21 protein-coding genes are annotated in these 26,052 nt (G+C 72.4%); 4 read left to right on the top strand and 17 right to left on the bottom strand.

The window, feature by feature from the left end; translation table 11 throughout:
* Window positions 1–5 precede the first annotated feature (5 nt).
* Window positions 6–665 (top strand): HAD family hydrolase, encoded by a 660-nt coding sequence (locus ElP_RS28380; RefSeq protein WP_145275973.1) that lies wholly within the window; start codon window positions 6–8, stop codon window positions 663–665.
* A 49-nt stretch (window positions 666–714) separates the two neighbouring features.
* On the opposite strand, the gene ElP_RS28375 is transcribed toward ElP_RS28380, so the two are convergent.
* The 10 genes from ElP_RS28375 to amrS form a co-directional block, all read right to left on the bottom strand.
* Window positions 715–1,656, bottom strand: coding sequence for a GDP-mannose 4,6-dehydratase (locus ElP_RS28375; protein ID WP_145279052.1), 942 nt, complete (start codon window positions 1,654–1,656; stop codon window positions 715–717).
* 130 nt (window positions 1,657–1,786) lie between these two features.
* Complete coding sequence (locus ElP_RS28370) at window positions 1,787–4,678, bottom strand: hypothetical protein (RefSeq protein ID WP_145275971.1); 2,892 nt, start codon at window positions 4,676–4,678, stop codon at window positions 1,787–1,789.
* The gene (locus ElP_RS28365) at window positions 4,675–5,466 is read right to left on the bottom strand and encodes a protein-L-isoaspartate(D-aspartate) O-methyltransferase (protein ID WP_145275969.1); all 792 of its coding nucleotides are present in this window, start codon (window positions 5,464–5,466) and stop codon (window positions 4,675–4,677) included. The genes ElP_RS28370 and ElP_RS28365 overlap by 4 nt, the downstream gene beginning before the upstream one ends.
* Before the next feature lie 94 nt (window positions 5,467–5,560).
* Entirely contained in the window at window positions 5,561–5,971 is a 411-nt protein-coding gene (locus ElP_RS28360) for a hypothetical protein (protein ID WP_145275967.1), read from the bottom strand.
* Between the two features lie 164 nt (window positions 5,972–6,135).
* Window positions 6,136–7,629, bottom strand: a complete 1,494-nt coding sequence (locus ElP_RS28355) for a DUF1501 domain-containing protein (RefSeq protein ID WP_145275965.1) — start codon at window positions 7,627–7,629, stop codon at window positions 6,136–6,138.
* Between the two features lie 174 nt (window positions 7,630–7,803).
* On the bottom strand, window positions 7,804–8,580 hold the full coding sequence (locus ElP_RS28350; protein WP_145275963.1) for an amidohydrolase family protein: 777 nt from the start codon (window positions 8,578–8,580) through the stop codon (window positions 7,804–7,806).
* Window positions 8,577–9,473, bottom strand: coding sequence for an amidohydrolase family protein (locus ElP_RS28345; protein WP_145275961.1), 897 nt, complete (start codon window positions 9,471–9,473; stop codon window positions 8,577–8,579). The genes ElP_RS28350 and ElP_RS28345 overlap by 4 nt, the downstream gene beginning before the upstream one ends.
* Window positions 9,474–9,490: 17 nt before the next feature.
* On the bottom strand, window positions 9,491–12,376 hold the full coding sequence (locus ElP_RS28340; RefSeq protein WP_145275959.1) for a DUF1553 domain-containing protein: 2,886 nt from the start codon (window positions 12,374–12,376) through the stop codon (window positions 9,491–9,493).
* A 56-nt stretch (window positions 12,377–12,432) separates the two neighbouring features.
* Entirely contained in the window at window positions 12,433–13,242 is an 810-nt protein-coding gene (locus ElP_RS28335) for an endonuclease/exonuclease/phosphatase family protein (protein WP_197446448.1), read from the bottom strand.
* 97 nt (window positions 13,243–13,339) lie between these two features.
* On the bottom strand, window positions 13,340–14,434 hold the full coding sequence (amrS, locus tag ElP_RS28330) for an AmmeMemoRadiSam system radical SAM enzyme (RefSeq protein WP_145275955.1): 1,095 nt from the start codon (window positions 14,432–14,434) through the stop codon (window positions 13,340–13,342).
* Between the two features lie 136 nt (window positions 14,435–14,570).
* Here amrS and amrB point away from each other — a divergent pair, with 136 nt between their 5' ends.
* Complete coding sequence (gene amrB, locus ElP_RS28325) at window positions 14,571–15,368, top strand: AmmeMemoRadiSam system protein B (protein ID WP_145275953.1); 798 nt, start codon at window positions 14,571–14,573, stop codon at window positions 15,366–15,368.
* Between the two features lie 20 nt (window positions 15,369–15,388).
* Here the strand turns inward: amrB and rnhA are convergent, their stop codons facing one another.
* A complete protein-coding gene (gene rnhA, locus ElP_RS28320) occupies window positions 15,389–15,883 on the bottom strand; it encodes a ribonuclease HI (protein WP_145279050.1) in 495 nt (164 codons plus the stop codon).
* A 232-nt stretch (window positions 15,884–16,115) separates the two neighbouring features.
* Window positions 16,116–16,733, bottom strand: coding sequence for a transcriptional repressor LexA (lexA, locus tag ElP_RS28315; protein WP_145275951.1), 618 nt, complete (start codon window positions 16,731–16,733; stop codon window positions 16,116–16,118).
* 287 nt (window positions 16,734–17,020) lie between these two features.
* Between lexA and ElP_RS28310 the strand changes: the two genes are divergently transcribed.
* Together ElP_RS28310 and ElP_RS28305 are read left to right on the top strand one after the other, a co-directional pair.
* Window positions 17,021–17,800, top strand: coding sequence for a PIG-L deacetylase family protein (locus tag ElP_RS28310; RefSeq protein WP_145275949.1), 780 nt, complete (start codon window positions 17,021–17,023; stop codon window positions 17,798–17,800).
* A gap of 90 nt (window positions 17,801–17,890) precedes the next feature.
* Entirely contained in the window at window positions 17,891–18,301 is a 411-nt protein-coding gene (locus ElP_RS28305) for a TIGR03067 domain-containing protein (protein WP_145275947.1), read from the top strand.
* 90 nt (window positions 18,302–18,391) lie between these two features.
* Here ElP_RS28305 and hrpB read toward each other — a convergent pair whose 3' ends face one another.
* From hrpB to uvrB, 5 genes are all read right to left on the bottom strand, one after another.
* Window positions 18,392–20,965: an ATP-dependent helicase HrpB gene (hrpB, locus tag ElP_RS28300; RefSeq protein WP_145275945.1), complete on the bottom strand. Its 2,574-nt coding sequence runs from the start codon at window positions 20,963–20,965 to the stop codon at window positions 18,392–18,394.
* An 85-nt stretch (window positions 20,966–21,050) separates the two neighbouring features.
* A complete protein-coding gene (locus ElP_RS28295; RefSeq protein ID WP_261344391.1) occupies window positions 21,051–21,857 on the bottom strand; it encodes a tetratricopeptide repeat protein in 807 nt (268 codons plus the stop codon).
* 339 nt (window positions 21,858–22,196) lie between these two features.
* Window positions 22,197–23,132: a carboxylating nicotinate-nucleotide diphosphorylase gene (gene nadC, locus ElP_RS28290; protein WP_145275943.1), complete on the bottom strand. Its 936-nt coding sequence runs from the start codon at window positions 23,130–23,132 to the stop codon at window positions 22,197–22,199.
* A 110-nt stretch (window positions 23,133–23,242) separates the two neighbouring features.
* A complete protein-coding gene (locus ElP_RS28285) occupies window positions 23,243–23,764 on the bottom strand; it encodes a DUF4174 domain-containing protein (RefSeq protein WP_197446447.1) in 522 nt (173 codons plus the stop codon).
* Window positions 23,765–23,965: 201 nt separating this feature from the next.
* Window positions 23,966–26,029: an excinuclease ABC subunit UvrB gene (gene uvrB, locus ElP_RS28280; protein WP_145275939.1), complete on the bottom strand. Its 2,064-nt coding sequence runs from the start codon at window positions 26,027–26,029 to the stop codon at window positions 23,966–23,968.
* Window positions 26,030–26,052: the final 23 nt, after the last annotated feature.

The raw sequence follows: 26,052 nt of genomic DNA, 5'->3' as shown, positions 1-26,052 counted from the left end.
CCCCGATGCCCGAGCCCCGAGCCGTTCTGTTCGACTTCGACGGCGTGATCGCCGACACGGAGAACGTCCACGTGGCCGCCTGGGAGCGGACGTTCGCCCTGATGGGGCTGGACGTGCCCCCTGAGCAGTGCTCGAAGGCCGCCGAGCTGGACGACCGCCCGTTCCTGGCCGAGATCCTGGAGGGGAAGGGGATCGAAGGGGGGGCGATCGACGGGTGGGTCGGCCGCAAGCAGCAGCTCGCGGCGGCGATGCTCCGGGACGAGCCGAGGCTCTACCCGGGGGTCGTGGGGCTGATCCGGAGGCTGCAGGACCGGGCGAGCCTGGCGGTCGTCTCGACGGCAAGGCGGGGGGACGTGGCCCTGGTGCTCTCGGCCGGGGGGATCGCCGATGCGTTCGGGGCGATGGTGGGGAAGGAGGACGTGTCGAACACCAAGCCGGACCCGGAGCCCTACCGGACGGCCCTGGAGCGGCTCGGGCTCGCCGCGGAGGAGGCGGTGGCGATCGAGGACTCGGCCGCGGGCCTCGCATCGGCGAGGGGGGCGGGCATCCGCTGCCTGGCGGTCGGCCACCGGCATGGCATGGGGGTCTGGGTGGGGGAGTCGCCGTTCCTGGAAGACCTAGCGGACGAGGAGGCGGTGCTGGAGGCGCTGGGGTTCGTCGACTGACTGAAGCGGACCCCACGCGGCGCCGCGTGAGGTCCGTCCCCCTCCCCGATCAGCGGGAGCGGAACCAGGAGACGAACCGGGCCAGCCCCTCGTCGAAGGGGGTGGCGGGGTCGTAGCCGAGTTCGGATCGGGCCCGGCTGATGTCGGCATAGGTCTGGCGGACGTCGCCGGGCTGCTCGGGCTGGCGGTCGACGACGGGCTCCTTGCCCAGGGCCCGGCCGAGGGCGGCGATCATCTCCCGCAGGGCGATCGGCTCGGAGTGGCCGAGGTTGTAGAGGTGGTAGGACGAGCAGCGGTCGAGGGCCCGGGAGACGCCGTCGACGATGTCGCCGACGTAAGTGTAGTCGCGTCGTGTGGTGCCGTCGCCGAACATGGGGATCGGCCGGCCTCGCTCGATCAGGTCGGCGAACTTGTGGATGGCCAGGTCCGGGCGGTTCCGGGGCCCGTAGGCGGTGAAGAACCGGAGGCCGGTGACGGGCAGGCCGTGGATGTGGTGGAAGGCGTGGGCGATCAGCTCGCAGGCCATCTTGGTGGCGGCGTAGGGGCTGATCGGCGTGTCGACCCGGTCGTCCTCGCGGAAGGGGGCGTCGGGCCGGTCGCCGTAGACGCTGGAGCTGGAGGCATAGACGAACCGGGGCATCGGGTCGAGCGTCCGGGCCGCCTCCATCAGGTAGGTGGTGGCCGAGACGTTCACCTCGGCGTAGAGCCCCGGCTGCTCGATGCTCGGCCGCACCCCGGCCCGGGCGGCCAGGTGGGCGATGGCGTCGGGCCTCGACTCGGCGACGAGCCTGGAGACCCCCTCGGCGTCCCTCAAGTCCAGCTCGACGAGGCGGAATCCGGAGTGCCGCAGGGCGTCGGCCAGGTTGGCCCGCTTGCGGGTCGGGTCATAGAAGTGGTCGAAATTGTCGACGCCGACGACCTCGACGCCGTCGGCCAGCAGGCGGTCGACCAGGTGGGAGCCGATGAAGCCTGCGGCGCCGGTGACGATCATCCGGGACACGGTGGGGGCCTTTCGTCGGAGAAGTGACACGCCCGGCGATCGGGCCCGGTGCGGGCGCGGTCGGGATCGGGATTGCGATCGGGCGGACGGCCCGCCGATCGTCGGTCCGCCCCGGCCTCGATCAGGGGGGCGAGGCGACGAGCTCCCAGTGGAGTCGGCCGGAGTCGCCTTCGAGCGTGAAGCGGGTGCCCGCCTCGGTCTGGACCCCGCCGACCTCGGCAAGGCGTCGGCCGGCGTCGTCGAGCACGAAGGCCGAGACGGGGCCGTCGCGGTCCCAGGTGACCGAGGCCCGGATCGGCTCGACCCGGAGCGGGGGGCGGCCGGGGTCGGCGACCTCCCGACGCCAGTGGTCGACCCACTGGAGGTCCGTCGGCTCGACCCGGGCGACGGCGGTCACGAGGACGCGGTCGGCCCCGGCGATCGGCCCGCCGCCCGCCCCCGACGCGACGACCGCCCCCATCGGCGACCGGGACTCGACCGTCAGGCCGTCCCGGGTCGCCCTCGCCCCGTCGAGCACGCCGGCGATCCCGACGGTGCGCCCGGACTCGATCCGGAGCCGGCCGGTGCGGCGGTCCCAGGAGCCGGGGGAGCCGACGGGGGAGGACTCCCCGGCGTCCCCCAGCAGCAGGGCCGAGGCGTGGGGCAGCAGGGCGAAGACCTGGGGATTGCCGTTCACCGAGCCGGGCAGGACGAAGACGTCCTGGCCCCCCCCGGTGCCGGAGGCGGCGGCCCCCCAGGGATCGGGCCATCGGGAGACGCCCCGGCGGACCAGGGCGTCCCAGCCGGAGGACCGGGCCAGGGCGGCGGCGAAGAGGAGGTCGGGCCCCTCCCAGGGCAGGGCCCAGGCGCCGTCGGTGTAGCTGGCGTACTGGCCGACGACGTAGGGGAGGTCGGGGGCCCGCTTCGCCTCGGCCTGCTCGGCCAGCTCCGCGGTGTGGCGGCGGAGCAGGCTCCGGCGATCGGGATCGGCGAACCGGGGGAGGGCCCAGAAGAGGCGGTCGTCGACCAGATCCAGGCCCTCGGCCCGCTGGGCGGCGGCGAATTCGGGCTCCCGGCGGAAGTGGGAGGACCCGGCGATCGGCACCCGGAGGCCGAGGTCCCGGAGCCCCGCCGCCAGGCTCGACCACTGCGACGCCTCGGCCGCCTGCCAGAACGCCCGGCCGGTCCCCTTGCGATCGGCCCGGGAGCGTTCCCGGAGGGCGTCGACCTGCTCCGGGGGCAGGGCACCCGGGTCGTCGATAAGGTCGAACAGGGACAGCTCCCCGGCGAGCGTGACCCAGGCCAGGGCCGGGTCGTCCTTCAGGGCCAGGCCGGTCTCGGGGTTCACGTGGCAGAGCAGCGCCTCGGCGAACCCCAGGGCCCGGTCCCGGATCTCCGGGGAGAACGCCGCCGCCGGGCCGCCGCCGGGGGGGAGCGACCGACCGCCGGGGATCCGGTCCTCCTCCCGGAAGTGAGCCTGGCTCTGGAAGGTGATCGTGATGAAGAGACCCCGGGCCTTCATCGCGGCGATGAACCGGTCGAGGTCGGCCAGGGCGAGGGGGTCGAGCGTGCGGGTGTCGTCCGAGGTGTCGTCGATCAGGCTTCCGCCGGGGCCGAGCGGGGTGTCGAGGTCGGCCAGGGAGACGAGGTTCACGCCGGATCGGGCCAGGCGGTCGGCCAGCGCCTCGACCCGGTCGGGAGGGGCGTAGATCACCGGGGGGAGGACGGAGACCCCCAGGAATCGGGCGGGGGTGCCGTCCTCGAAGGCGAGCCGGCCGTCGGCGACGGTCACGAAGCCGTGGGAACCGGCGGGGGCGTCGAGCAGGGCGGAAAAGTCGAGCGCCGAGCCGGGCTCGATCGCCTCGGCCGGTTCGTACGAGGGCCAGGACGCGCCGTCCCCCGCGACCAGGAACGGCGTCCACGACCGGGCGCCGCCGGTGCCCCCCAGGCCGACGACCGAGACGTCGTCGACCCGGATCGAGCCGAGCCGGTCGACCTTCTCCAGCTGGAGCACGGCCCGGGAGGCGCCGGCGGGCACCGGGACCGTCGACCGGTCGACCCGCCAGCCGAAGGTGCCGGCCCATCGGGCGGCCCGGGCGGCGGAGGCCCGGCCGGGGAGCGGCTCGCCGTCGTCGTCGAGGAAGTAGACGACCGCCTGGGCGCCGCCGCCGCCCCGCAGGCCGTCCCCCTTCGCGGCGATCGAGATCGCCAGCCGGTCCATCCCCCGGACCGGCTGGCCGAGCGGGGCGAGGGCCATGTCCCCCGAGTCGCCGAGCAGGAGCATCGAGGGGGACTTGGAACCCGGATGGACCCGGGCGGCGTCCCCCTCGATCAGCCAGTGGTCGGGGACCAGCCCGCCGAGCTCGAAGCCGGGGTTGACAACGAGGTTGGTCGTCGGGGGCTCCCCCTTGGGGACCGGCTCGATCGACAGGCCGTCGACCTCCAGCGTGCCGGTCCCGCCGAGCAGGCCGATGGTCATGAGCACGTCCCGGGTGGCCGGGGGGACCGCGATCCGAGTCACCCAGCGCCCCCATCGCCCCTCGGGCAGGTCGGCGAAGGGGCCCATCGAACCTCGGGAAGTCGAGCGGAGGTCGGCGTCGAGCAGGTCGAACAGCACGCCGGGGTCCTCCCCCATCCGCTCGCCGGGCCGGAGGGGCTCGCCCTTGCGACGGACCCAGAGGCCGACGACCAGGGCCTCGACGTCCCTCCCGTCGACGCCGAACCCCCGGCTGATCCGGGCCGGTCGCGACGGCCGATTGGCCTCGAACCGCAGGAGCGTCGGGCCGACGACGCCGCCCTCGGGGACGAGCGTGCCGTCCCGGAAGTTGTACCAGCCGCCGTCCGGGACTCCGTCGCCGTCCTCGTCCCGCTCGAAGTCGTCGAGCGGGGGGGGGCCGGGGCGGACGACCAGCGGCACGTCGGCCGGATCCTGGCCCCGGGCCCGGGGGCCGGGGACGGTGATCGCGAGCCAGCAGACCGCGAGGGCGAGGACCGCCGGAGTGGCGAGACGATGCAGGGGGGTCGGTCGGCTCACGGGTCCCGGGGCTCCGGCTCGTCTTCCCCCCTGGCCCGGCGCTCGGCGGCCTCGCGCTGGGCCTTGCCGGTCATCGGCACGAACAGGGTGGGGCGGACGGCACCGCCTTCGAGTTTGCCGCCCTTCTTGTCGAAGACGTAGACCTTCTGGTCGAACCGGGAGCCGATGGGGATGACCAGCCGGCCCCCCTCCTTGAGCTGCTCGACCAGCGGCGGCGGGATCGCCTCCGGGGCGCAGGTGACGATGATCTTGTCGAAGGGGGCCGCCTCGGGCCAGCCGAGGTAGCCGTCGCCGGGTCGGGAGTGGATGTTCTCGTAGCCGAGTTCCTTGATGACCTCGGCGGCCCGCTTCGCCAGCGGCTCGTGGATCTCGATCGAGTAGACCTCGTCGACGATCTGCCCGAGGATCGCCGCCTGGAAGCCCGAGCCGGTGCCCACCTCGTAGACCCTGTCCGTCGGCTTCGGCTCGAGGACCTCCGTCATGAAGGCGACCTCGTACGGCGTGGTGATCGTCTGCCCCTCGCCGATCGGGATCGACTCGTCCTCGTAGGAGAGCCTCTGGTACGACTCGGGGACGAACTTGTGCCGGGGGACGGTGCGGAAGGCCTCCAGCACGGCCGGGTCCTCGATCCCCCGCTCGGCCAGGTGGCGCCGGACCATCCGGTCCCGGGCGGTGGCGAAGGGGTCGTCGGGCTTCGACTCGCCGCCGGCCTGGGCGGCGCCGAGTGCCGCCGCGACCAGCAGGGCGACCGCCGCCAGGGGGCTCGGCCTCGTCAATCGGTCTCGCATGGGATCCGCTCCTCCTCTCGACCCGGTCGGGATGCTTGCGATTATAGCGGGCCCGACGCGGCCCGGTGAAGCGGTCGGCCCCGACGTCACGCCGTCAGGGCCCCGGAGGTCCCCCGGGGAGCGGCATCCTGGGGATCTCGACCGCTCCCCGGCCGGGGGACATCGGCATCGGGTCGTAGTCGTGCGGCACCAGGATCGGCATGTTGTCGAGCGGGTCGCGGATGACCCGGCGTCCCCGGGAGTCGGGGAGGGGTAATTGGAGTTGAGGCAGGAGAAGGGCCGGCACCCGGGACGGGATGGAGGACGCCGTCGGCATCGGCATCAGCCCGGCCGTCACCCCGTCCGGAGCCCGCCGAGGCGGCGAGGCGGTCGGGACCGGCCCGGCCGACGGCACCACGAGACGCCGGGCCTCCTGGCCGGCCGCGCCGATCCCCCACGCCAGGGCAGTCGCGGAGACCGCCGCATAGAGGGTCTGGCGGGTGACTTGGAGCGATGGGCTGGACATGATCGTCGCCTCCTGGGTCGGGGACGGGGACGTTCCACGACGTCAACGGGCGAGCAGGGCCGTTCCTTGGGCGGATTCCTCCGGACGAGACGGATCGGACTCGGGATGCCGGGCCTCGCCACCGGCTGTGCCCCTCGGTCCCGGGCGATCGGTCGGGGATCGGGTCAGGCGAGGATCGCCTTGAGGACGTTGCCGTGGACGTCGGTCAGGCGGCGGTCGAGGCCGTTGTGGTAGTAGGTCAGCCTCGTGTGGTCGAAGCCGAGCAGCTGGAGGACGGTGGCGTAGAAGTCCCAGACGGTGACGGGGTCGACCTCCGCCCTCCGGCCGAAGGGGTCGGTGGCGCCGAAGCTGGTGCCGCCCTTCACGCCGGCCCCCATCATCCAGCAGGTGAAGCCGTCGGGGTTGTGGTCGCGGCCGGTGGTACCTTGCTGGTGGGTGGGCATCCGGCCGAACTCGGTGGTCCATAGGACGAGCGTCTCGTCCATCAGCCCTCGGGCCTTCAGGTCGGAGAGCAGGGCGGCGGTGGGCTGGTCGAAGATGGGGGCGTGCCGCTCGTAGTCGGGCTTGAGGGTCCGGTGGGCGTCCCAGTTGAGCAGGCCGTCGACCCCCGAGGCCCGGCTGGCGCAGTAGAGGTTCACGCAGCGGACGCCCCGCTCCAGCAGTCGCCGGGCGAGCAGGCAGTTGCGGGCGTAGGCGGCCTTCAGCGGGTTGGGGTCGTCCGTGCCGTAGAGGCGGTGGATCGACGAGGGTTCGGAGGCGAGGTCGGAGACCTCCGGCGCGGAGACCTGCATCCTCCCGGCCAGCTCGTAGGCGGCGATCCTCGCCTGCAACTCCTCGTCGCCGGGGCGGGCCTCGGCGTGCCGGGCGTTGAGCAGCCCGAGGTAGTCGAGCGTGGCGTCTTCCTCGGCGGCGGAGATGCCCTCGGGCCGTTCGAGGTTGCGGATCGGCTGGTGGTCGGCCAGGACGATCGCCTGGTGCCGGGCCGGGAGGAAGCCGTTGGACCAGTTGGCCTTGCCGTTGGGCGGCTCCCCCCGGATGTCGGGCAGGGAGACGTAGGCGGGCAGGTCCTCGTTCTCCCGGCCGAGGGCGTAGCTGAGCCAGGAGCCGGTGGCGGGGAACCCCTCGGTGTCGTGCCCGGTGTTCATGAACACGCACCCGGGCCCGTGGGTGTTCGTCTTCGAGGTCATGGAGTGGACGAAGGCGATGTCGTCCACGTGCCGGGCCATGTGGGGCAGGAGGCTTGAAATCGCCTTGCCGCTCTCCCCCCGCCGGGCGAACGGCCAGGGGCTGCGCATCAGGTTGCCGTTCTTGCCCTGGAAGGAGAGGAAGTCCTCCTCTCCGGGCAGCGGCTCGCCGTGTCGGCGGTCCAGCTCCGGCTTGTGCTCCCAGAGGTCGAGGTGCGAGGCGGCCCCGGGGCAGAAGACCTGGAGCACCCGCTTCGCCCGGGCCGGGACGTGGGTCATGCCCCGGCCCGGGATCCAGGCGGCGGACCCGGCCTCGTCTGGCCCCCTCGGTGTCGATGCGAGCAGGTCGTCGGCCAGCAGGCCCGCGAGGCCGATGCCGGCGAGGCCGCGGAACGACTGGCCGAGGAACCCTCGGCGGTCCACGACTCGGCCGATCAGGGCGTGGGCCCGGCGATCGTCGGGGTGATCAGGCATGGGGCGCTCGCTGTCGTCGGCCTTGAGGGGGGCGGGCCCGCCCCGTCGCCGGTCATCGATCCAGATATTCCGGGGGGAGGGGCCGATTCCCATCGTAACGCGTCGGGACGCGGCCGTGAATCGAGGAGCGCCGGGAGACCACCGGGACTCAGTCGGGCCGGGCCCGGAGGGGGTTCAGGGCCCGTCGAGCCATTCCATCGCGTTCCGGGAGAGGATCCGCTCCCGGACCTCGGGGGGCGGGTCGAGGACGTCGATCTTGGCGAGGGTCGGGTCGGGATACTGGAACGGGATGCCGGTGCCGAACAGGAGCCGGTCGGGGCCGAGGGAGTCGAGGAGCGTCTCGACCTCGTCCCGGAGGAGGACGTCGAGGCGGGCGAGGTCGATCCGGTAGTTGTCGGGCAGGCCGCCGTCCTTGCGTCCCAGGGGGGAGCCGACGTAGCCCCGGCCGTTGACGAGGTGGAACCGGGCCCCCGGCCGGGCGGCGACGAGGGCGGCGACCCGGTCGAGCGGCACGTCGGGCACGTCGACGAGCCAGCTCTGCTGGCGAGGATCCTCGACCCGGATCGGGAGGGAGAGGATCATCCTCCGCTCGGTCGCCCGGTCGACGAGGTCGAGGCAGGGGCCCGAGGTCAATTCATAGGCATGCCAGTTCGGGTAGAGCCGCAGGCCCCGGAACCCGAGGTCGACGCAGGCCGACAGGTCGTCTTCCCAGCCGGCGTAGGACGGGTTGATGACGGCGAACGGGACCAGCCGGTCGGGGTGGGGCCTTGCCTCGTCGGCCAGGTCCTCGTTGGCCGGCTGGGTGTTCCGATGCGTGATGGCGGCGGCGCTGGAGACGAAGGCGACGTCGATCCCCCTGGAATCCATCAGGCCGAGGAGGGATTCGGCGGACTGATGCCGGAGCCTCCGGAAGGCGAAGGGCCCGAGGTGGGCGTTGACGTCGACGATCACGAGGGGCGCCTCCCGAGCAGCTCGAGCATGTTCCCGCCGAGGATCTTCGCCTTCGCCTCGTCGTCGAGGTCGGCCCCCCGGATGCGGCCGACGCCGGCGGTCATGGACATGTCGCAGCCGAACAGCAGGCGGTCGACCCCGAGGAGGTCGGCGGCATACTCGACGACGCCATCATCGGTGACGCTGCCGCTGAGGTCGAGCCGGACGCCAGGGGCGTGGCGGAGGGCCTTGATCGTCCACTCCCAGTCCCCCCCGCCGCAGACGTGGGCGCAGATGAGCATGGCCTCTGGGTAGCGCCGGGACAACTCGGCCAGGTCGCCGCCGTCGGAGATATTCGGCTGGCCGGGGTAGGGATGGTGGCCGTGCCCGGCGTGGTGGAGGATCGGCACGCGGAGGTCGATCGCGGCCTCGACGACCGGGAAGACGACCGGGTCGGTGCAGCGGTGCTCGTTGTAGAGCTTCACGCCGATGAACCCGTGGTCCTCGACACATCGGCGGATCTCGTCGATCGCCTCCTGCGGGTGGCCGGGGTTGACGTAGCAATAGCCCAGGACTCGGCCGTCGTGGCGGGCCATCGCCTCGGCGACCCAGCGGTTGCACTCCCGGAATCCCTCGGCCGAGGCCGGGCGTCGGGGGGTGAGCATCGAGCAGCAGAGCCGGTCGATGCCCAGGCGGTCGGCCACCTCGATCAGGGCGAGGTCGTCGGCCTGCCAGCCGTCCCGGCTGTGATGGTGCAGGTGGGCGTGGCAGTCGATGACCGGGATCTCTCCCGGGAGGGGCGTGATCGCCCGGGCCGGTCGCGGCGGGGCGGCGGCCCCGAGGGCGGCCGAGGCGGCCGCCCCTCGGAGGAAGTCGCGTCGGGAGATCGGGTCGGGGGTTGCGTCCGAGTTCATGGGGAGGGCTCTGGCGCTTAGTCCAGGGAGATCAGCTCGTTCGCGTTCAGGATCGCCCGGCAGAAGGCGTCGAGTCCGTGGCGGTCGATCAGGGCGACGGCGGCGGCGCGTTCGGCGTCGTCCGGCCCCCGGGCGAAGGCCAGCTCGAAGGCGAGGCGGACCTGGGCCTCGGGGTCGTCTCCCGAGTCCCGGGAGAGGCGGGAGGCGAGGGCCCGGGCCATGTCCAGGGTGAACTCGTGGTTGAGCAGGGTGAGGGCCTGGAGCGGGGTGGTCGTGCTGGATCGCCGGGGGGCGGCGGCGGCGGGGTCGGGGCAGTCGAAGTCGGTGAGCAGGTCGACCCGCATGGCCCGGGCGTTCTGGTGGTAGACGGCCCGGCGGTACGTCTCGGGGCCGGGGGCGTCGAGCGGGACGTACGTGGCGACGTTGTCCTCCAGGTAGCGGTAGAGCCGGAACCCGGGCCCCCCCATCTCGGGGTCGAGCGCCCCGGCGATGCTCAGGATCGCGTCCCGGACCTCCTCGCCGGAGAGGCGGCGCGGGGGGAACCGCCAGAGCAGCCGGGAATCGCCGTCGACGGAAGCGGCCTCGGCCCGGAAGGCGGAGGATTGCCGATAGGCCTGCGAAGTCATGATGAGCCGGTGCATCGGCTTCAGCCGCCAGCCATTCCGGCGGACCTGCCCGGCGAGCCAGTCGAGCAGCTCGGGGTGGGAGGGCTCGCCCCCCATCGCGCCGAAGTCGCTGGGCGTGGCGACGATGCCGGCTCCGAAGTGGCCGAGCCAGAGGCGGTTGGCCAGAACCCGGGGCGTCAGCGGGTTGTCCTCGGCCACGATCCAGCGGGCGAGGGCGAGCCGGCGCCCCGCCTCGGGGGTGTCGGCCGGGAGGGAGAAGGCGGAATCGAGGTGGCCGAGGGCCGAGAGGCTGGAGGTGGTGACGGGGTCCCCCGGGCGCTGGGGGTCGCCGCCGAGGAAGACGCGGGACGGGCCCTCCGGCTCTCGGAAGCTGCCGACCCACCACTCGGGCAACGGCGGGATGGCGGCCAGGGACGCGTTGACCTGATCCAGTTCGTCCCGGAGGCGATCGAGCCGGGCGAGGTCTTCGGGCGAGGCCTCCCGGTCGAACAGGCGCCTCTGGCGGTGGGCCTCGTTGGCCGGGCGTCGGTCGTGGGAGGAGGCGACCACGACCCAGGACTCGCCGTCGGTCGAGGCCTCGATCCGATACTCGCCGACGAAGGTGGCCTCCCCCAGGTCCCCGGCGGCCCCGGATCGGTCGCTGCTGAACCAGACCCGGGCGATCGTCTCGGGGCGGGCGAGGGTGATGGTCAGGCGGTCTCCTCCCGAGATCCATCGGGAGCCGAAGCGGCCGTCGATGGTCAGATCGGCGCTGTAGGCATCGGCGAAGTCCTCGGCGACCCGGCTGGGGCCCTCGGCCGAACCGCCGTTGGAGGCGAGGGCGACGTTGCGGGGTGCGTCCCCGGGGGTCCAGACCTGGAACTCCTCGAGCCGGGCGCCGGCCGATCGGTCCGGGTCGGTGTCGAGCCCCTCGACGACGAGGCGGACGAAGCGGGCCTCGATCGGATCGAAGGATTCCTCGGTGCCGGTGCGATCGACGGAGGGGCGCGTCCACTCGGCCTCGATCCCGGCGGCGTCGGCCTCCGCCCGGGAACGGATGGCCTCTCGGAGCGAGGCGATCTCGGCGTTGAGGCGGTCCCGGTCGGCGATCAGCGGGGCCCGTCGCTCGGCGTCTTGCCTGCGTTGCTCCCCCGTGGCGACGACCCGGGAGTCGTGATGGACGCCGGAGAGGGCGTCGGCGAGGGCGTAATAGTCGCGCTGGAGGATCGGGTCGAACTTGTGGTCGTGGCATCGGGCACAGCCGACGGTGAGCCCCAGGAACGCCTCCCCGGTGGCCCGGACCATGTCGTCGACCGTGTTCGCCCGGATCTGGGCGGCCTGCACCGGGTCCAGGTTGCCGACGTCGTCATACGGGCCGCAGACGAGGAACGCGGTGCCGACCTCGACCGCCGGATCCCCCGCGCCGATCACGTCGCCGGCCAGGTGTTCGAGGACGAGGCGGTCGAACGGCCTGTCCTCGTTGAAGGCCCGGATCATGGCGTCCCGGAAGGGCCAGGCGTTGTTGATCAGGACATTCCGCTCGAAGCCGTTGCTCTCGCCGAACCGGACCACGTCGAGCCAGTGCCTCCCCCAGCGCTCGCCATAGTGGGGGGAGGCGAGCAGGCGATCGATCAGGTGTTCATAGGCGTCGGGCCGATCGTCGTCGACGAAGGCGTCGACCTCCTCGGGTGTCGGCGGCAGGCCGACCAGGTCGAAGGAGGCCCGACGGATCAGCGTCCGGCAGTCGGCCGGGGGGGACGGCGAGAGGCCCGCCCCGGCCATTTTCTCGAAGACGAATCGGTCGATCGGGTTCGATTTCCAGGCGTCGAGGATGCCCCCCGGCTCGGGAGGGGAGGCCTCCGTCAGCGGGCGGAGGGACCACCAGATCTCCGTCTCCCCGGCCGAGAGGGTCAGACCCTCCGGCCAGTCGGCCCCGGAGGCGATCCAGCGTCGGAGGGTGTCGACCTGCTCGGCCGAGAGCGGGTCGCCCTTGAGCGGCATCCGGGGGCGTCCCCCTTCGGCCTCGGGGGTGACCAGGGCGATCAGGTCGCTGGCGTCGGGGTCGCCGACGAGGACGTATTCGAGGCCGATCAGATCCTCGCCCGTCGAGAGCGCGACGCCCCCCTTGCGATTCTCCGTCGTGTGGCAGGAGAGGCAATGCGACTCCAAAATCGGGGCCACGTCCCGGGCGAAGTCGATCGGCTGATCCTCTCCCGCGACACCCACCCCCGGGAGGGCCGTGACCAGCGCGAACATCACCGGCAAGGCGGATCGGATCGGTGCGGCGGGCGATCTCATGGCCAGCGCTCTCCCGCCCCTGGGACGAGGCGATCGGATGTTCGGCGGTCGGAGTGTCAGGGCGAGGCGGGGACGAGTTCGAGCACCGCGAGCACGGGGAGGTGGTCGGACGCGTCCGGCTGCTCCAGCACCCGGGTCTCGACCACCCGCCAGCGTCCGGCCGGGGCCACGAGGATGTGGTCGAACTGCGTCCTGGGTCCCCGGGCCGGGACGGTCCGCAGCGGCCCGCGCTCGAGCGGGGTCCAGCGCTCGAGGAGCCGGTCCACCGGGGCCGAGCCCGGCGGGGCGTTCAGGTCCCCGGCGAGCACGGCGGGGGACGCCCCGGGGGAGTCGGCCAGCGAGGCGAGCCACTCGGCGGCGGCGACGCGGTTGCGCTCGTCGCGGCGGTGATCGAGCTGGGTGCTGATGAGGCGGAAGGTCGGGCCGTCCTCGGGATCGAGGATCGCCTCCAGCGCCCCCCGAGGTTCCCCCCCGTCGGGAGAAGGGAGGGGATGATTCGAGACCTCGGCGATCGGGAACCGGGAGAGGACCGCGTTGCCGAACTCGCCGCCGAGGAACTCGAAGTTCCCGCCGAAGGCGTGCTCCAGCTCCAGACGCCCGGCCAGCAGCCTCGCCTGGTCGACGTTGCCGGTGCGGACCATCCCCCGATCGACCTCCTGGAGGGCGATCACGTCCGGCTCGGCGGCCCGGATCGCCGCCGTGATCCGGTCGTAGTCGACCCGGGAATCGTCTCCCGCCCCGGAGTTGATGTTGTAGCTGAGGACCCGGAGGCGGAAGGGCTCCTGGGCGACCCCCGGCGTAGCGGCCGAGTGGAGCAGGAGCAACGCCGAGGCGAGCGCCGTGAGGCGGCGAGGCGGATCGGGCACGATGGGATGGACCTCCGGGGGATCGGGCGAGAGACCCCGATCTTCCCGGACGATTTGAAGCCGTGTCAAGCGTCGAGCCGGTCGGGGCGACGCTTGCTCAATCGGTCCCCTTCAGCGAGACGGGCAACCGTTTCCGCCCCCAACGGCCCGGCTCCGGCTCGAAGACCCCGGCGCACGGGGTGCCGCACGAGGGGCATCGGCCGTCCGGGGAGAGGCCCCATGTGGTCAGCTCGTACCAGTCTCGGCCGACGAGGAGCGTGCCGCAGGAGTGGCAAATGGTGCTGTCGGCCTCCGGGTCGTGGACGTTGCCGACGTAGGCGTAGCGGACCCCGTTGCGGAGCGCGATCCCCCGGGCCCGTCGGAGGGTCGCCGGGGGGGTGACGGGGGTCTCCTGCATTCGGTAGTCGGGATGGAAGGCGGTGAAGTGCATCGGCACGTCGGGGCCGAGCCGGTCGACGACCCAACCGGTCATGGCGTCGAGCTCGGCGTCGGAGTCGTTCTGGCCGGGGATGAGCAGGGTGGTCAGCTCGAACCAGACGTCGGTCTCGTGCTTGAGGTATTCGAGCGTCTCCAGCACCGGTTGCAGGTGCCCGGCGGCGACCTCGCGGTAGAACCGCTCGGTGAAGCCCTTCAGGTCGACGTTGGCCGCGTCCATGTGGCGGTAGAACTCGGCCCGGGGCCCGGCGCAGACCTCCCCGGCGGTGACGGCCACGGCCCGGATCCCCCGCTCTCGGCAGGCGAGGGCCACGTCGATCGCATATTCGTGGAAGATGACCGGGTCGTTATACGTGAACGCGACGCCCCGGCAGCCGAGGCGGTCGGCGGCGCCGGCGATGCGACCGGGGGAGGCGAGGTCGGCCAGCGTATCAAGCTCGCGAGACTTGCTGATGTCCCAGTTCTGGCAGAATTTGCACCCGAGGTTGCAGCCGGCCGTGCCGAACGACAGGATGGGGGTGCCGGGCAGGAAGTGATAGAGCGGCTTCTTCTCGATGGGGTCGACGCAGAAGCCGCTGGAGCGGCCGTAGGTGGTGAGGACGACCTGGTCGTCCTGCCGGGCCCGGACGAAGCAGAAGCCGCGCTGGCCCTCCCGGAGCTTGCAGAACCGGGGGCAGAGGTCGCACTGGATCCGGCCGTCGTCGAGGGCATGCCAGTACTTCGTCGGGACGATCGACGCGTTCAATTCCGTACTCATGATCCGAAGCTCCCGGGGCGGGATCCGTCGAGGTGGGCGGTCGCCCCCGGACCTTCGACCGGGACGCACCTTGGAATCATACGATCGGCAGCCCCGAGCGGATCGCCCCTAATCCCCACCCGAGAGGACCGCCCCCATGCTCATCCGCCCCCCCGCGGCGGCCGGCCGCTTCTTCCCGAGTGACCCGGAACGGCTTCGCACGGTGGTCAAGGCCCTGATCGATGGGGCCGGCCCCGCCGGAGCCGAGACGCCGAAGGCCCTCATCGCCCCGCACGCGGGATACGCCTTCTCCGGGGCGGTGGCCGCCTTGGCGATGGCGACTCTGAGGGCGGGTCGAGGCCGGATCCGGAGGGTCGTGCTGCTGGGGACGGCCCATTCCCGGGTCCTCGGGCTAGCAACCACCCGGGCCGAAGGGTTCGAGACGCCGATCGGCGTCGTGCCGGTGGACCGCGGGGCGATCGAGGCGGTGGCGGATCTGCCCCAGGTGTCGGTCGACGACCGGGCGCATCGGGTCGACCACGCGTTGGAGGTCGAATTGCCGATGCTCCAGGTCGTGCTCGATCGGTTTGAAATCGCCCCGTTCCTGGTGGGGCGATGCACCCCGGGCGAGGTGGCCGAGGTGATCGATCGGCTCTGGGGGGGCGAGGAGACGGTGATCGTCGTCTCCTCGGACCTCAGCCATTTCCACCAGGCGGACGAGGCGAGTCGGATCGACCGGCAGACGGCCGACGCGATCGAGGCCCTCGAACCGGATCGGCTCGCAGAGGGCTCGGCCTGCGGGAGGAGGGCGATCGCCGGGCTCCTGATCGCCGCGCGGGGGCGGGGTCTGGGGGTGAAGACCCTGGCCCTCCGCAATTCCGGGGAGTCCGGCGGTCCCCCCGACCGGGTCGTCGGCTACGGGGCGTTCGCGATCGGGCCGTCCGGGGCCTCCTGAACGGCCGTCCCCGACTTCGGTCAGTCGAGCCGGCCGGCGGCCGTCAGGGACTTGATCGCGGCGACGGCCAGCCGGTCGACCGCCTCGTTCTCGGGATGCCCCCGATGGCCGAGGACGTGCTCGACCCGGACGTCCTGGGCCGCCACCAGCTCGTCGATCCGTCGCCAGAGGTCCTCGTTGGAGACGGGCTTCAGCTGGCCCCGCTCCTTCCGCATCCAGCCGTTGCGCTTCCAGTTGGGCATCCATTCCTTGATGCCCTTGGCGAGGTACTGGCTGTCGGTGACCAGCGCGACGGTGACGCGACGGTTCAGGGCCTCCAGGCCCTTGATCGCCCCCATCAGCTCCATCCGATTGTTGGTCGTCTGGGGCTCGGCCCCCGAATCGCACCGGACGGTGCCGGAGGCGGGGTGGCGGAGCATGAAGCCCCAGCCGCCGGGGCCGGGATTGCCGCTACAGGCCCCGTCGGTGAAGAGCTGGACGAGGTCGTCCGGCGCGGCCGGGTCGGGCGGGTTCATGCCTTCGTTGGCGATCACCACATCATCGGAGGACAGTTCGAAGGGAGGCATCCGTCTCCTCGATCCGAGGGCAGCGAGCAAGCGTGGACTGATGAGCCCGGCCGGATCGGCCCGCCCGGGGGCGAGTCGATCACGGTCGGGACCACCCGAGCATAACCGCGACACACCGGGGCGGACAGGCCGGTTACGGCAGTCGTCCACCCCCGGGGCGGCGGCAGCGAGGGCCGGGTGCTCAGTAACGTCGGACGACGCCGACGAGCACGCCGAGGATGTCGACCTTGGGGCGGAAGATCGGCTTCATGGTGCTGTTTGCCGGTTCCAGGCGGACCCGATTCTTCTCGCGGAAGAACCGCTTGAGGGTCGCCTCGCCGTCGTCGTCCCGGACGGCGACGATCTGGCCATCCCGCGCCGTCTCGGCCCGCTTGATGATCACGTAGTCGCCGTCGGCGATGTGCTCCTCGATCATCGACTCGCCGGTGACTCGCAGCGCGAACTTGTCGTCCCGGCCCTCCCAGTCCTCGAAGTCGACGACCTCGTCGGCCTGCTCGATCGCCTCGATCGGCGCCCCGGCGGCGATCCGGCCGAGCAGCGGGACGCCGCCGCCGCCCTTGGCCGGGGCGGTGGCGGGTTCGGTCAACAGCTGGATGGCCCGGGACATGTTCGGCTCCCGGGAGATCAGGCCCTTCTTCTGCAGGGCCTTGAGGTGGCACATCACCCCGTTGGGGCTCTTGATCTCGAACGCCTCGCCGATCTCCCGGACGGTGGGCCCGTACCCCCGGCCGTGGATCTTGCTGCGGATGAAGTCGTAGATCTCGCGCTGGCGGGGGGTCAAGGCGTCGAGGTCGGCCATCGGTCTGCCTCCGGTTCGGATCGGGTCGAGACGGTTCCGCGTCCTGCTCGGGGTCGCCGGACCGTCCTTGGCGTCCGAGGGTGGTGATGATGCGGCCCGGGGGCGTGCCACCACGACACGGACGATCACCAACTGACCCTTTGAATGGCAAGTGTACAACGGTCGTCTAGCGCACGCGAGAACATTTTCCGGATTTTTTCGATGGGGGCGGCTGGCAACTCCCGGGGGGTTCCGGCAGGATCGGGGGCGTTGACCCGACCCCGAGTGAGCACGGAGCGACCCCCGAAATGGCCGATGCCCCGGTCCGCGTCCTGGCGATCCACGCCCACCCGGACGACGTCGAGTTCCAGTGTGCCGGCACGCTCGCCCTGCTGGGCCGGGCCGGGTGCCACCTCACGATCGCCACCATGGCCCCCGGCGACTGCGGCTCGGTCGAGCACGACGCCGAGACGATCGCCGACATCCGACGGGCGGAGGCCAGGGCGGCGGCCGACCTCCTGGGCGCCGAGTATCACTGCCTGGAGTTCCGGGACCTCTCCCTCTTCAGCGACGACGCGTCCCGACGCCGGGTCGTCGAGTTCCTCCGCCGCACCCGCCCCGACCTGATCCTGACCGCCCCCCCGGCCGACTACCTGGCCGACCACGAGGCCACCCACCTGCTCGTCCGGGACTCCTGCTTCATCGCCCCGATCCCCAACTACGCCACGAAGCAGTGGGAACCCGCCCCGGCCCTGGAGCGGATCCCGCTCCTCTACCTCGTCGACCCCCTGGAGGGGAAGGATCGCGAGGGGAACCCGGTCCCCCCGGACTTCCTCGTCGACGTGACGGAAGTCTTCGACCTCAAGCGCCGGATGCTCGAATGCCACGCCAGCCAGCGCAACTGGCTGCTCCGGCAGCATGGCATCGACGAATACCTGGTCAGCCAGGAGCACTGGTCGAGGCACCGGGGGGCCGAGATCGGCGTGCCCTACGCGGAGGGGTTCCGGCTCTACAAGGGGCATCCGTATCCGCAGGGGAATCGGTTGCTGGAACTGGTTGGACAGGACGGGCGGGGTGGGACCCGTTGAGTCGGACCGTTGATTGATCGGGGACATCGACGAGCCGATCGACGCCGATCTTGATCGTCCGAGGTCTCACGTCATGAATCGGAGGTCGCCATGCTGTCTCTACTGCTCTTCACTGCCTTGACGGTCGTGGATGAACCGAAGGCCGGCCTGGGGGCACTCGAAGGGGAGTGGGTCTTCCAGTCCCTGGACTACGCCGGCAAGCGATACTCCGGGGAGCAAGACCCCGGCCGTCGCCTGGCGATCGCGGGGTATCTCGTGACCCAATCCTTCGGCGATGCCGAGCCGATGCTGAGCATCATTTCCCGGTTCGACGCCTCGACCGATCCCGGCGCGATCGACCTGACCCGGGTCGAGGATCTCCAGACGATCCCGGGCATCTTCACGCTGGAGGGCGACACGCTCACCCTCTGCACGAACTCCCGGGGCGATCGGCCGACCGAGTTCCTCGCCGGGCCGGACAGCCCGAACCAACTCGCCGTCTACACCCGGGCCGGCCCCTGACCGATCCCGTACGGTGAGGTCGCCCGGGCCACTCGGCCCCACTCGGCGAGGGCCGGCCGATTCAGCAATTCTTGAGATTTGTCCGGATCATCAGGATCGCCGACGGCCCCCCTTGGCCTCGGGAGGGGCGTCCCGAGGGTCCTCGGGCCAGGAGTGGCGGGGGTACCGGTTGCGGAGGTCCTTGCGGACCTGGTGGTAGGTGGTCGTCCAGAAGCTCCGGAGGTCGTCGGTGACCTGGACCGGGCGGAAGTTCGGCCCGAGCAGGTGGAGGAGGACCGCGACCCGGCCCCGGGCCAGCCGGGGGGCCTCGGGCCAGCCGAACAGCTCTTGCAGGCGGACGGCCAGAACCGGGGGGCCGTCTCCCTCGTAGGAGACGCGATGCCGGCTGCCACTGGGGACCTCGATCACCTCGGGGGCTTCCTCGGCCAGCAGGCGGAGCTGGACGGGGGTCAGGCGGCCCTGGAGCAGCGAGACGATCGGGGAGCGTCGGACCTCGTCCTCGGATCGCTTGCCGATGCAGGCGAAGCGGACGACCTCGGCGAGGTCGTCGGGGCCGAAGGCGGGGAGGTCGGCCTCGGGGACCCACCGGCGGAGGAACGAGACGCGATCGAGCCAGGAGCAGGCGGCCTCGTTCGAGCGGACGAGTTCCGGGGCCCGCGGGGCGAGGGCGTCGGCCAGCGCCTCGGCCGCCCGGGTCGGGTCGACGGATCCCGTGGGAGCCTCGCGGAGGACGAGATCCCGGTAGCGTTCGATCGCCAGGCCGATGACCCGGCCCTTCGATTCATCGAGGCGGACGACCTCCTCCCGATGGAAGTCCCCGGGGAACTGCGATTCCAGCCAGGAGGGCTCGACGGCGCTGGCGATCCGCACCCGGAGTTCCAGGGGGCCGGGGCCCCGGCGGTCTTCCCGGGCGTCGAGGGCGAGGAACAGGGCGTCGTCCCGGACCGCCGACTCCGGTTCGAGCCGGACCCCCCGGCCGCCGACCATCCTCCCGGTCGGGTCGCCTGGGGCCCGGCGGCGGGCGACCCGGTCGGGGAAGGCGAGCAGCAGGGCACGCAGCAGGGCCTCGTCGGGGTCGGTCGCCCTGGGACCTTCCGGGAGCCGATCGCGGCGCCGGCAGGCCCGCAGCAGGTCGTCCCGGGCCCGGGCCACCGCCCGGGCGGCATGGGGGTCGATTCGGAGGTCCATCCGGCCGGGTTTGAAGCCGACGCGCTCGGCCTCGGCCAGCAGGTCGAGACGGACGAGCACGTCGGAGCGGGAATGGACCTCGGGGGCTCGGGCCCCGGGGACCGGACCCCGTCGGATCGAAAAATCCTTCTCCGAGAGCAAGGCGGCGGCGGCGGCGCCAAGCTCGATCGCGCCGAATCCGGCGGCGGCGATCAGCAGCCGGGCGAGCCTCGGGTGGACGGGGAGGGCCAGCATCGCCTCGCCGGTCGGCGTCACCCGGCCGGATCCGGGCTCGACGGCCCCGAGTTGGAGCAGCAGCGATTCGGCGGCGTCGAGCATCTCGGGGGAGGGGGGCTCGAACCAGGGGAAGCGTCGGGGGTCGGTGGCCCCCCAGGCGTGCAGGGTGAGGGCGGCGGCGGCGAGGTCGACCCGGCGGACCTCGGGGGGGTCGAAGGGGGCCATGCCCCGGGTCTCCCGCTCGGCCCAGAGGCGGACGCAGCGGCCGGGGGCGGTCCGCCCGGCCCGTCCGGCCCGCTGGTCGGCCGAGGCCCGGCTGATCCGGGCGAGTTCCAGGCGGTCGAGCCCCCGGGCGGGGTCGGAGGAGGCGAACCGGGCCAGGCCGCCGTCGATCACGGTCCGGACGCCGTCGATCGTCAGCGAGGTCTCGGCGATGTTCGTCGCCAGCACCACCTTGCGCCGGTCGAGGGGCCGGAGGGCCACGTCCTGCTCGTCACTCGGGAGGGAGCCGTGGAGCGGCAGCACGGCGAACCCGCCGGAGGAGGCGGCCGGCTCCAGGAGTCGGGCGGCCCGGCGGATCTCCTCGGCCCCGGGCAGGAAGGCGAGGACGTCCCCCGGGTCGTCGGGCGCGTCCAGGGCCTCCCGGACGGCGGCGGCGACGCGGTCGGGCAGGGGGGAGCCGTCGGAGGCGCGGTAGGAGACGGCGACCGGGAACGTCCGGCCCTCGATCTTCAGGACCGGCGCGTCGAGGAATCGAGAGACGGGCCCGGCGTCGAGCGTGGCGGACATCACGACGAGGATCAGATCCTCCCGGAGCGCCTCCCGGACCTCCCGGAGCAGGGCGACGGCCAGGTCGGTGTGCACGCTCCGCTCGTGGAACTCGTCGAGCACCACGGCGCCGACCCCGTCCAGCCCCGGGTCGGCCAGCAGCTGCCGGGTCAGGATCCCCTCGGTGGCCACCCGGAGCCGGGTCCTGGGACCGACCTTGCGCTCGAAGCGGACGAGGTATCCGACCTCCTCGCCCAGGGTCCAGCTGCGCTCGTCGGCGATCCGGGAGGCGGTCGCCCGGGCGGCCACTCGTCGGGGTTGGAGGACGACCAGGTTCGGGTGCTCGGGCCCGAGCAGCCCGGCGTCGAGCAGGGCGGGGGGCACCCGGGTCGTCTTGCCCGCCCCCGGCTCGGCGACGAGGACGAGCGAGCGGTGCCGCCGGATCGCGTCGACGATCTCGGGCAATCGGGGGTCGATCGGCAGGGGGATCATGCGACGGGGGTGGGGAGGGGGATCGGGCGCATCGACCTCGCGGTCCCCGCCTCTGCCGGGCATCTCGGCCGGGCCGGGGGCGGGCTCATCGGGGGCCCGATTCCAGGGATTCGACGGTCCTCCGGAGCGCCTCGCTGTGCGGCTGGAGCTTCAGGGCCCGGCGGTATGTCTCCAGCGCCAGGTCGGGGCGGCCGAGCTTCAGGTAGGAGCCGGCCAGGCCGTCGAGGGCGCCGACGTGGTAGGGGTTCAGCTCCAGGACCCGCCGGCAGTCGTCGGCACTCTCGGCGAACCGGCCCGAGAAGAAATGGGCGATCGCCCGCTGGTTGTACGCCTCGGCGAAGCCGGGGGCGTATCGGATCAGGTCCGAGGCGGCGCGCCGGGCGTCGTCCAGCAGGCCCCGGCCGATCAGCTCGGCGACGGAGCGGAGCCGGTCGTTGTTCTCCGGCGAATCGGCGCGGTACCAGACCGCCCAGAGCGACTTCCTCGCCTGGTCCCGGACGATCGGGTCGTCGTCGGCCAGGGCGGAGGCGAGCGAGGCGTTGCAGCCCCAGCCGCCGGAGAGGCCCAGGGCGATGACGGCCGAGCGTCGGGCCCGGACGTCATTTGCATGGACGAGCCGGCAGAGGGTCCCCTCGGAGTATCGGGACTCCACGGCGGCCCGGAAGGCGTCGAGGTCGCCGTCCCTGTCGAGCTGCTCGTAGTAGGTGGCGAGGAGCGGTTGCCGGCCGGGCTCGTTCATGGCCGGGTTGCCTCGGTCGGGAGGGTTCTCGAGGGCGGTCGCCGGGCTCATCCCGGCGGCGAGCAGGCAGACGAACGCCGAGGCCGAGGGCCGGGTCGACGCGCCGGCAGGTCGGCGGGTCGAGGTCGGGCGCTCGGTCGGGGCGACGGTCATCGATCGGGCTCCATCGCGAGTCGGTCCGGGTCCGTTCCCCTCGCCGTCGCGATCGAGTCTAGCAGCCCGGGGCCCGCCCTTCCAAGGGGGCGAGCGGCCGGGATCGAGGAGGGGGGCGGGGGCCCCTCGGTGCATCCGGTGCACCTCCCCCGCCCCCCCGAGGAGCCGGTGCCCCTCCCCAAAGGCACCGTCCCCCGATGCGTCGCGCCGACCGGGGCCGGCGACTCTCCGGCCCGTTTCCGGGCCGGGCCGGGGGCAACCAACACCCCCGACGCCGGAACCCTAGGCCGCGATCGGCGGCGGTGTCAAATCACCGGCATCGGAATCCGAATTGCAGGCTCACCCGAGGCGCCTCGGGTCCGGGGGCCCGTCGCCGGGGGCGTCCTCGTCGAGGGCGATGTCCAGCGCCGGGGCCGAGTGCGTCAGGGCGCCGACGCTGATCCGGTCGACGCCGGTCCTCGCCACCTCGGCCACGGTGTCGAGCGTGATCCCGCCGGACGACTCCAGCAAGACCCCGGGCGCGGCCTCGTCCCGGCGTCGGACGGCCTCGACCAGGCGGTCGGGGGGGAAGTTGTCGAGCAGGACGACGTCCGGCCGGCAGGTGAGGGCCCGGTCGAGCTGGTCGAGCGAGTCGACCTCGACCTCGACCACGGTCCCCACCGGGGCCACCCGACGGGCGGCGGCGACGGCCCGGCCGATCGGGTCGCCGCTCGGGGCGAGCCAGGCGAGGTGGTTGTCCTTGATCAGGATGGCGTCATACAGGCCGACCCGGTGGTTCCGGCCTCCTCCGCACCGGACGGCGTACTTCTCCAGGAGCCGCCATCCCGGGGTCGTCTTGCGGGTGTCGAGGATCGTCGCCCCGGTGCCGGAGACGGCCGAGACGAAGCGGGCCGTGAGGCTGGCGACCCCGGAGAGGCGCTGGAGGAAGTTCAACGCCGTCCGCTCCATCGCCAGGATCGGGCGCATGGGGCCGGAAATCCGGGCGATGACGGCCCCGGGGCGGATCGGGTCGCCGTCCCGGAGCACCGGCTCGAACCCGTCGACCAGGCCGAAGCGGGCGGCCAGCAGCGCCACCACGGGAAGGCCCGCCAGGACGCCGTCCTGCCTCGACACGAAGCGGGCGGAGCCGATGGCGTCGGCCGGGATGGTGGCCTCCCCGGTCAGGTCGCCGAGGTCTCCCAGATCCTCGGCGAGGGCGAGGGCGATCAGCGTCTCGGCGTTCTCCCGCTCGGCGGGGCCGAGGTCGAACTCGGGTGCGGGTGCGGGCTCGGTCATGGGGAGGGTCCGGGGTCGGTCGGCTCCGGTGCGGTCGGTCGCCGGGAGGGACTAGGTCTCGGCCCGGCCGGTCCCCGTCCCGGATGGCGAGGGGGAGGGTCGGGCCCCGGTCAGTCTCCGGGCCCGTCGCCTTCACCGGGCCCGTCGCCGGGGGGCTGCGTCGTCTCGGGTCGCCGCAGCGCCTCGGCGTCGATCAGCTCGTAGAGCTCTCGGAGCGGGGGGAGGATCTCCCACCGCCGCGCCGTGGTGCCGTCCATGCCGACGAGGATGACGGCGAACTGCTCGGGCTCGACCCCGAAGAGTCCGCGCAGCTCCTCGGCGACCACGCGGGGGATGGGCCGCCCCTCGGCCCGGTTGATCCCCTGGCGGACGACCTCGACGACGACGGCCTCGCGCCCCGCAAGCGGGCCGGCGTTGCGGGCGAGGATCTTGGCCGCCTCCTGGTACCTCGGCTCGAACGGGGAAGGCGAGAAGACGAGGATCGGGCGACGATGCCAGAGGTATCGGTCCAGGGAGAAGTTCTCCATCGGCCCCCTCGGCGGGGTCTCGGGTTCGTCGATGTTCGGGACGGCCAGGCCGATCAGCACCGCGAGCCCGAAGGGACTGAGCAAAACCAGGATGCGGGGGGACATGGCGGGTGCTCCGGGCTCGGCGAAATGACCGCAAACACCCTTCCTACGAGGATCCATTGGGTGGTGGGACACCTGGAGCCGCGAATGATGGGTGACTGCATGTCCCGCCGGCCGCCGTGCGGCGACCGAAGTTGGCGTCCTCTCCCGGTTTGGGAGCACCTCGACGGCCCGATGTCAAGGCCCGGCCCCCGGGCCGAGAAATTATCCGGGCTTCGGCCTCCCTCGGCCTTTCTTGCCCCCCCCCCGGCGTCGGGCCCCGACCGCCTGCTCCGAGGCGACCGGCCGGTCCGGGCCCCCCTCGGCCTGGGATCGGAGCTGGAGGATGCGGTCGCGGAGCGCCGCGGCCCGCTCGAATTCGAGGGACTCGGCGGCCTGGAGCATCTCCCCTTCCAGTTCGTTGAGGTATTCCTCGGTGATCGCCCCCCGCTCGTCCTTGCCGACGGCCTTCCGGGCGATCGACCTGGCCTGGATCTCCTCCTCGATGCCGCGGCGGATGGCCTTGCGGATGGTCTCGGGGGTGATCCCGTGTTCCGCGTTGTAGGCGAGCTGCTTCTCCCGCCGGCGGTTGGTCTCGTCGATCGCGTTCTGCATCGACCGGGTGACGGTGTCGGCGTAGAGGACGACCTCGGCGTTGACGTTCCGGGCGGCCCGGCCGATCGTCTGGATCAGCGAGGTCTCGCTGCGGAGGAAGCCCTCCTTGTCGGCGTCGAGGATGCAGACCATCGACACCTCGGGCAGGTCCAGGCCCTCCCGGAGCAGGTTGACGCCGACCAGGGCGTCGAAGGCCCCCTCCCGGAGTTCCCGGAGGATCTCGACGCGCTCGAAGGCGTCCAGCTCCGAGTGCAGCCACTTGGTCCGGGTCCCCTGCTCCTTGAGGTATCGGGAGAGGTCCTCGGCGAGCCGCTTGGTCAGGGTGGTGATCAGGATCCGCTCGCTCCGCTCGGCCCTCCGCTTCACCTCCTCCAGCAGGGCCGGGACCTGGCCCCGGGCGGGCTCGACGCGGACGATGGGGTCGACCAGGCCGGTCGGACGGATGACCTGCTCGACCACCTCGCCGCCGGACATGCCGACCTCGTAGTCGGCCGGGGTGGCCGAGACGTAGACCCGGGGGCCGAGCTTCGTCTCCCACTCGTCGAAGCGGAGCGGGCGGTTGTCCAGGGCGCTGGGCAGGCGGAAGCCGTGCTCGACCAGGGTCGACTTGCGGCTGAAGTCGCCGGCGAACATCCCCCGGACCTGGGGGATGGTCACGTGGGACTCGTCGATGAACATCAGGGCGTCCTCGGGGAAGAAGTCGAGCAGCGTGTTCGGCGTCTCCCCCGCCTTCCGGCCGGTGAGGTGTCGGCTGTAGTTCTCGATCCCCTGGCAGTAGCCGACCTCCAGCAGCATCTCGACGTCATACCGGGTCCGGGCCGAGAGCCGCTGGGCCTCCAGCAGCTTGCCCTGCTCCTTGAGCTGGGTGAGCCGCTGGTCCAGCTCCTCCTTGATCGCGTCGACGGCCCCCTTGATCCGCTCCTCGGGCAGGACGAAGTGGCGGGCCGGGTAGATGTAGAGGTCCTGCCGCTTCTCGATCACCTTGCCCGAGACGGGGTCGATCTCGGCCAGCGCCTCGACCTCGTCGCCGAATAGCTCGATCCGGACGGCGGTCTCCTCGTACGCCGGCCAGACCTCGACCACGTCCCCCCGGACCCGGAACTTGCCGCGCTCGAAGGCGACGTCGTTGCGGTCGTACTGGATGTCCACCAGCTTCAGGAGCATCTCGTCCCGGTCCACCTCGTCGCCGAGCTTCAGGTGCACCATCATCTTCCGGTAGTCGTCCGGCGAGCCGAGGCCGTAGATCGACGAGACCGAGGAGACGACGATCGTGTCCCGCCGACTGACCAGGGCGCTGGTCGCCGCCAGCCGGAGGCGCTCGATCTCCTCGTTGATCGAGGAGTCCTTCTCGATGTAGATGTCCCGCTGGGGGATGTAGGCCTCGGGCTGGTAGTAGTCGTAGTAGCTGACGAAATAGCGGACGGCGTTGCGGGGGAAGAAGTCGCGGAACTCGGCGTAGAGCTGGGCGGCGAGCGTCTTGTTGTGCGAGAGGATCAGCGCCGGCCGGCCGAGCCGGGCGATGACGTTGGCCATCGTGTACGTCTTGCCCGAGCCCGTGACGCCGAGCAGCGTCTGGTGCCCCTTCCCCTCCCGGATGCCGGCGACGAGGGCCTCGATCGCCGCCGGCTGGTCGCCGGCCGGGGAGAACGGGCGTTCGATCTGGAACTCGGTCATGGAGGCCTCGGGGGGGCGATCGG

Origin of the sequence: Tautonia plasticadhaerens (assembly GCF_007752535.1) — a bacterium.
Classification (GTDB): domain Bacteria; phylum Planctomycetota; class Planctomycetia; order Isosphaerales; family Isosphaeraceae; genus Tautonia; species Tautonia plasticadhaerens.
Note: the sequence above shows the minus strand (reverse complement) of the source record. Positions and strands in the feature narration are given on the sequence as shown.

Coding starts and splice junctions, on each gene's coding strand:
- rnhA (WP_145279050.1), bottom strand. CDS start 15,883: ATGAACCCGCCCGACCCGGCCGCGCCGGACGACCTCGTCCAGCTCTTC.
- ElP_RS28355 (WP_145275965.1), bottom strand. CDS start 7,629: ATGCCTGATCACCCCGACGATCGCCGGGCCCACGCCCTGATCGGCCGA.
- ElP_RS28375 (WP_145279052.1), bottom strand. CDS start 1,656: ATGATCGTCACCGGCGCCGCAGGCTTCATCGGCTCCCACCTGGTCGAC.
- ElP_RS28365 (WP_145275969.1), bottom strand. CDS start 5,466: ATGCGAGACCGATTGACGAGGCCGAGCCCCCTGGCGGCGGTCGCCCTG.
- ElP_RS28360 (WP_145275967.1), bottom strand. CDS start 5,971: ATGTCCAGCCCATCGCTCCAAGTCACCCGCCAGACCCTCTATGCGGCG.
- uvrB (WP_145275939.1), bottom strand. CDS start 26,029: ATGACCGAGTTCCAGATCGAACGCCCGTTCTCCCCGGCCGGCGACCAG.
- ElP_RS28295 (WP_261344391.1), bottom strand. CDS start 21,857: ATGACCGTCGCCCCGACCGAGCGCCCGACCTCGACCCGCCGACCTGCC.
- ElP_RS28285 (WP_197446447.1), bottom strand. CDS start 23,764: ATGTCCCCCCGCATCCTGGTTTTGCTCAGTCCCTTCGGGCTCGCGGTG.
- ElP_RS28345 (WP_145275961.1), bottom strand. CDS start 9,473: ATGAACTCGGACGCAACCCCCGACCCGATCTCCCGACGCGACTTCCTC.
- nadC (WP_145275943.1), bottom strand. CDS start 23,132: ATGACCGAGCCCGCACCCGCACCCGAGTTCGACCTCGGCCCCGCCGAG.
- hrpB (WP_145275945.1), bottom strand. CDS start 20,965: ATGATCCCCCTGCCGATCGACCCCCGATTGCCCGAGATCGTCGACGCG.
- ElP_RS28305 (WP_145275947.1), top strand. CDS start 17,891: ATGCTGTCTCTACTGCTCTTCACTGCCTTGACGGTCGTGGATGAACCG.
- amrB (WP_145275953.1), top strand. CDS start 14,571: ATGCTCATCCGCCCCCCCGCGGCGGCCGGCCGCTTCTTCCCGAGTGAC.
- lexA (WP_145275951.1), bottom strand. CDS start 16,733: ATGGCCGACCTCGACGCCTTGACCCCCCGCCAGCGCGAGATCTACGAC.
- ElP_RS28340 (WP_145275959.1), bottom strand. CDS start 12,376: ATGAGATCGCCCGCCGCACCGATCCGATCCGCCTTGCCGGTGATGTTC.
- amrS (WP_145275955.1), bottom strand. CDS start 14,434: ATGAGTACGGAATTGAACGCGTCGATCGTCCCGACGAAGTACTGGCAT.
- ElP_RS28380 (WP_145275973.1), top strand. CDS start 6: ATGCCCGAGCCCCGAGCCGTTCTGTTCGACTTCGACGGCGTGATCGCC.
- ElP_RS28310 (WP_145275949.1), top strand. CDS start 17,021: ATGGCCGATGCCCCGGTCCGCGTCCTGGCGATCCACGCCCACCCGGAC.